The organism is Ruegeria sp. AI3, from assembly GCF_056541245.1.
This window is the reverse complement of sequence record NZ_JBQFYA010000029.1, coordinates 1-5,489: the sequence shown is the minus strand read 5'-3', so window position 1 is coordinate 5,489 and position 5,489 is coordinate 1. Positions and strand designations below refer to the sequence as shown.

The following is a 5,489-nucleotide window of genomic DNA, read 5'->3' as shown; positions in this document are numbered from 1 at the left end:
ATCGGAACGCTGTTATTCTCATAAAAACCACTATCCGCGGTCTTAATGTCCAAATCCGTAAACGGTTCTTTAATCGACATCAATTTCCTCCGTGTTGTCGATTTGATAGGGTGGAAGGCCGTTCTTTTTGCTGGCTCTTCTCTTATGTTATTGCGGTGATCGCACCGGTCGTTCAGGCGCGTGGCTTTAAATCCTGACCCACTCAGGTTCTGTCGCGCCTTGAATTTTTCCTTGTGATTTCGATGTTAAACGGACACTGAAAAGGCGTCTTTGGTTATGTGGGTTGGTTGGGAAGGCTAGACACTCTTTGCGTGTGTGGTGCTCCGGATTCCGACCTTTTCGGTCGCAATGACGACGGATTCTGCGAGCCTTATTGCCAAAAAGGGGCGTTTTGACTGATCGAATTCGTCGAAAACGACATAGTGGCACGTCACACTCAGCGTATGCGAGTGCTAGTTTGGCGGCATTACCCAACGGGACGCTGTTCAGGGCGCCGCCTGCGCTTATAGTCTTTGCCAATACACTCTGGTCGTCTTGAAGAGGAGTGAGGGCGTGGATCACAATGTCGATATGCTGATCATCGGGGCCGGGTTTTCCGGGCTGACCATGGCGCTTGAGGCGCGCAAACGTGGCCTCCGCAACATCGCTATTCTGGAAAAGGCTGGTGATATCGGTGGGACATGGCGCGAGAATACCTATCCCGGTGTTGCCTGTGATATCCCCTCGCACCTCTATTCGATGGCCACACACCTAAACCCGAACTGGAGCCGCGCCTATGCGGAAGGAGCCGAGATTCAGGCGTATCTACAGGATGTTGCGCGCAAGGAAGGCCTTTACGACCTCTGTCATTTTCAGCAGGAGTTGAAGTCGGCCAAATGGGATGGCGCGCGCTGGCAAGTCGAGACGGAGTCGGGGCAGAGCTGGTCGGCGCGGTTTCTGGTCTCGGCCATCGGTGCGTTGCATCATCCCAGTATTCCGGGCATCCAAGGGGCCGACAGTTTTCCGGGCCCGACGTTTCATTCTGCGCAATGGGATCACAACGTCTCGGTCGCGGGTAGACGCGTGGCAGTGGTCGGAACGGGTGCCTCGGCGGTGCAATTCGTACCAGAGATCACCAAGACGGCCCGCCATGTAACGATTTTCCAACGCAGCGCGCCTTATGTTCTACCGCGTCCTGACGGCCCGATCGCGCCATGGGTTCGCAGGCTGTACGCGCGGATTCCGTTGTTGTCGCGACTGCGGCGCAAGCTGATCTTCGCGGTTTTTGAATACCGCCATCGAGTGTTCCGCGGCGATCCGAAGATGGTTCAATACGCCATGAAACTTTGGCGTAAAGAACTGGAGAGCGCAATTTCGGACCCTGCCGAAATCGAGAAGCTGACGCCAGATTACCGCATCGGCTGCAAGCGGATCCTCAGTTCGAACGATTGGTATCCGGCGCTTGCGCGCGACAATGTCGACGTCATATCGCAATCAGTCCGTTCGATTGAAGGAGACAGGATCATCGCAACCGATGGTGGCGAAACGCAGGCCGACGTTCTGATCTGGGGCACCGGATTTCACGTCACCGATATGGTCGAACGCCTCGATATCACCGGGACAGATGACCAGACTTTGCGGAATGCATGGGCGGAGGGTATGCAAGCCAATCTGGGCACTGCCATCGCAGGGTTTCCGAATTTCTTCATCCTGCTCGGGCCGCATACGGGCCTTGGCCACAACTCGGTCGTGCTGATGATTGAGGCTCAGGTCGGCCATATCGGTCGCGTTCTGGACGGGATGCAAAGCCAAGGGCTGGAGGTGGTTGTTCCCGACCCCGCACGGCAAGCCGCATTCACCAAAGAAATGCAGGACCGTCACACCGATAGTGTTTGGCAGGTCGGAGGGTGCTCGTCTTGGTATCAAGACGCCGAAGGGCGCAACACAACTCTGTGGCCCGGAACAGTTGCAGAATTTCAAAAACGCATGGCACAATCCGGGTTAGAGCAATACGCCCCGGTTCCAGCCGCAGGCAGCGAGGTTTGATATGACGACGCTTCTTATTCTATTGGCCGTCTTCGCGGTGTTTCTGCTGGCGATGAACCTGTGGACCCGCAGCCTGATGCGGGAGGGGCTGAAAACCGTTCCGCAGATGGGGCAAATCCTGCCGGTGCGCGGTGGGCGCATTCACTACGTCGAAAAAGGCGACCCGAATGCGCAAACCATCGTGATGATCCACGGACTCGCAGGGCAATTGCAGCACTATACCTACGCGCTGGTCGACAAACTGGCCGAGGAGTACCACGTGATCGCGCTTGATCGGCCGGGATGCGGGTATTCCACACGCGACAGCGCAGATCTGGCCCTTTTGCCAGAACAGGCGCGGATGATTGCCGAGTTTCTTGAGGCGAAAGAGGTCTCAGGCGCAGTTCTGGTTGGGCATTCGCTGGGCGGAGCGGTGTCGCTCGCGATGGCGCTCGACTTTCCCGAAAGGGTAGGCGGGCTGGCGCTGCTTGCCCCGTTGACTCAAAAACTGCCGGGAACGCCAGCGGTCTTCAAACCGTTGGAGATTCGCACGCAATGGCTGCGACGCTTGATTGGCAACACGCTGGCCGTTCCCATCGCAGCAAAAACTGCACCGCATACACTGGGCGCGGTGTTCGACCCGGAAACGCCTCCTTCGGATTTTCTGGATCGTGCAGGCGGCGCCCTTGGCCTGCGCCCCTCGGCCTTTGTCACGGCGTCCGAGGATGTGATCGGCGTTGATCTCAGCATCTCCGAGCAAGTCGCCCGCTATGATGCGCTCCGGACACCGGGCGCCATTCTCTATGGTACTGAGGATGCAATCCTGTCGGCGCCTCACCATGGCCCTCCAATGGAGCGCTTCGGGCTGGGATATAAGGTGATTGACGGAGCAGGGCACATGATCCTGATCACCGAGCCTGACCGCTGCGCCGCTTTCATCGCCGGTGTCGCCTCTGGCATTGCGGCGAGCGCTGCTCTGCCGCAGGAGGGGCAGCCGACGAACTGAAAGAATCCGCTAATTGGGGGTGTTTTCCCTCTTGACCCTCCCTGACCGCTCCCTTAAATCGCCTCTCACTCATGGCGGAGTAGCTCAGTTGGTTAGAGCAGCGGAATCATAATCCGCGTGTCGGGGGTTCAAGTCCCTCCTCCGCTACCAAATACCCCTCTCAATGCATTGTTTGTACTCAGGTATTTTGGGAGTTCCCTTAACCTTGCCATATTTTGCGCACACAGCGCTCTAAGTTGAACGTCGGAGCGTTTGCAACTTAATCGATTGTCTTTCTTCATCCAAAGCTGCCCAACTTCGACGAATGTTTGTATCTTTTCGAGTAGGTTGCCTCGAATGCGCTTCTAGTAAAGTGCCACAATACTGATCTTAAGTATTCTCTGCAGATCCCAAGGTGATTGTGGTGTCCGAACCCCGTTCGCTTAGCTGACAGGCATATTGGGGACCTCTGCGGCAATTGTGGGCTTTCCCTATTCGTAAGGCGGTGGAGCAAGTGGCCGCTGCAAACCCCTTTATTGATAGGGGCAGGCCCTTGCTGAACGGGCCGGTAATTCCGCGTACTACTGGGCCTCTTGAACGCAGATTTCGCGCTGCATAAGGTGCTACATGGGGTCTTCGTTAAAGTGCGAATGTAAATTTAGATTCCACTTTTTCGCCCACAAGTCCGCAAATTCCTTCATTAGTTCCGGCCTATCTTCAAGCAAAGCCATGAGTTGACAAGCGGCCCACATCGCCGCGTAGCCGTCGGCGTCTTCGCTTTCTATTTGAAATGCGTTCATTGCAGCGGTGTAAGGGGTTGAGGGCTCGTGCATCTGCCTAAAAGTTCCTTCAAGTCAATAAAAAAGAAAACCCTGACAAGAAACCAACGGCAACCCAAACTGAAGTAGCTGAAAAGGTCAAAGCAAGGTCCAACATCCATTCACCCCCTGAATTTCATTGCGTATCTCAGCCATCAGACTTTTCAGGCAAGGATTCACACAGGAGTATGAAAGAACACGGTTGAACACGCAGAAAACAGGCCGTTAACATTCGGTTCACGAATGTAGATCCGCAACCCAGCCGGGTCTGACCTTGCATCACCCTTGAGGCGATCCAGAACGACCCAGTTGTTTAGTGAGCAGCCTAATCTGACTGGTCCAAGTTGGTTGTTAGTGGATCATCGGCCTAAGATCCATCGGTATGATGGTTTCGGGCGCCGGTGGGCGATAGCCCAATGCACTGTGGGGGCGTTTTGTGTTTTAGTGTCTCCTTCATTGTTTTATCGGGATTTGTTCGTCGCGCAGGCTGTAGGAGATTCCACCGTTTAGTAGCTCGTCCCTGAACCGGCCATTTAAGCTTTCGAAGTGTTCGTTCTCCCACGGGCTCCCTGTTTCAATGTATGCCGTCTGGCCGCCAACGGCGGTAAAGGTGACATTGATCGCCCGAATTCGCTCTCAAAGGGTCTAAGGCCCTGGAGAACTTCGTGCTTTGGTTTGTCCATCCCGAGACAGACGCGTGGCCATTTAGCTATAGAAAACAGGTCGAGAGAACCCCGCCGCGGACGCGGCAGCAAGCGCGACGAAAATTTTTTAGAGAGGGCCCACTTTTTTATCTGAATCCTCTTGAACCCTGCCAGCAACAATCGTAGACAGCCGCTCACCGATGGGGTGTAGCCAAGTGGTAAGGCAGCGGTTTTTGGTACCGTGTATCGTAGGTTCGAATCCTACCACCCCAGCCACCATTCTCCGAAAGATCAACAAAATAAGGGGAATTCCGCCCCTTCAAGCAGACATGTATCTCATGCCTCCGAAGGTGGGATACAATGCGGGATACACGATCGCCACTCCAAGATCGGATTTTGACCCAAGCGACGCGCTCGCGTCGGCCCCTATCTCATACGTCGCGGTCGCACCTATTACTTCATGAAGCGTCTGCCGAAAAAAATCTTAGGCAGCGCATCAAACCGATTTCTGCGCTTTTATCTGCAGACCGACCTACCGCTCGACGCCGTAGTGCGGGCCGGATGCCTGCTCGCTGTTTACGAGCAGAGGGAACCGGAAATCATAAACGCAGTAATTAAAAACGAAATAACACCTGAACAGGCACTTGCCTTGCTGAGAGAGATGCTCCGCGCTGAACTCAATCGTATTTTGGTGGAACAAAATTCCGATTGCACGCTTTCGGATCAGGAAGCATACACCCGCATCGAAGCACTGGAAAACGAAAATAAAGCTCTCAAAGCAGCGATGCGGAAGCGCGACTGGTCCACCATCGAACCAGCGCTGCTTGCGGCAGGGAAACAATTTCCATCCCGGTACCAACGCCGGTTTCGACAGATATTGGACGACGGGCGGTCGCTCAACAGAGACAAATCAATGAAGTCGAAATCGATGTGCTTGATGGCGAAGATAACCGCTCCTTTGCTGGACGTGTCTGCGAAACTCGCGTCGACCAGTGTGCCGGTTGGGCAGATTACGGCTGCGCGGTTTGTGGTGCAATG

At 54.9% G+C, this 5,489-nt stretch carries 3 protein-coding genes, 2 tRNA genes and 2 pseudogenes; 6 read left to right on the top strand and 1 reads right to left on the bottom strand.

The window, feature by feature from the left end:
* The 4 genes from ACRZ95_RS22635 to ACRZ95_RS22620 form a co-directional block, all read left to right on the top strand.
* Positions 1-197 (top strand): hypothetical protein (locus tag ACRZ95_RS22635; RefSeq protein ID WP_480555629.1); only part of this gene is annotated, 197 nt, incomplete at its 5' end.
* 355 nt (positions 198-552) lie between these two features.
* Positions 553-2,025: a flavin-containing monooxygenase gene (locus ACRZ95_RS22630; protein WP_170681767.1), complete on the top strand. Its 1,473-nt coding sequence runs from the start codon at positions 553-555 to the stop codon at positions 2,023-2,025.
* Between the two features lies 1 nt (position 2,026).
* Entirely contained in the window at positions 2,027-3,010 is a 984-nt protein-coding gene (locus tag ACRZ95_RS22625; RefSeq protein WP_170681765.1) for an alpha/beta fold hydrolase, read from the top strand.
* 73 nt (positions 3,011-3,083) lie between these two features.
* Positions 3,084-3,160 (top strand) — tRNA-Met (locus tag ACRZ95_RS22620).
* Positions 3,161-4,158: 998 nt separating this feature from the next.
* On the opposite strand, the pseudogene ACRZ95_RS22615 reads toward ACRZ95_RS22620, so the two are convergent.
* Positions 4,159-4,413: pseudogene (locus ACRZ95_RS22615) on the bottom strand (integrase core domain-containing protein); the annotation flags it as partial.
* Positions 4,414-4,652: 239 nt separating this feature from the next.
* On the opposite strand from ACRZ95_RS22615, the gene ACRZ95_RS22610 reads away from it, so the two are divergent.
* Both ACRZ95_RS22610 and ACRZ95_RS22605 read left to right on the top strand, forming a co-directional pair.
* Positions 4,653-4,727, top strand: a tRNA-Gln gene (locus ACRZ95_RS22610).
* Between the two features lie 184 nt (positions 4,728-4,911).
* Positions 4,912-5,489, top strand: a pseudogene (locus ACRZ95_RS22605) (hypothetical protein); the annotation flags it as partial.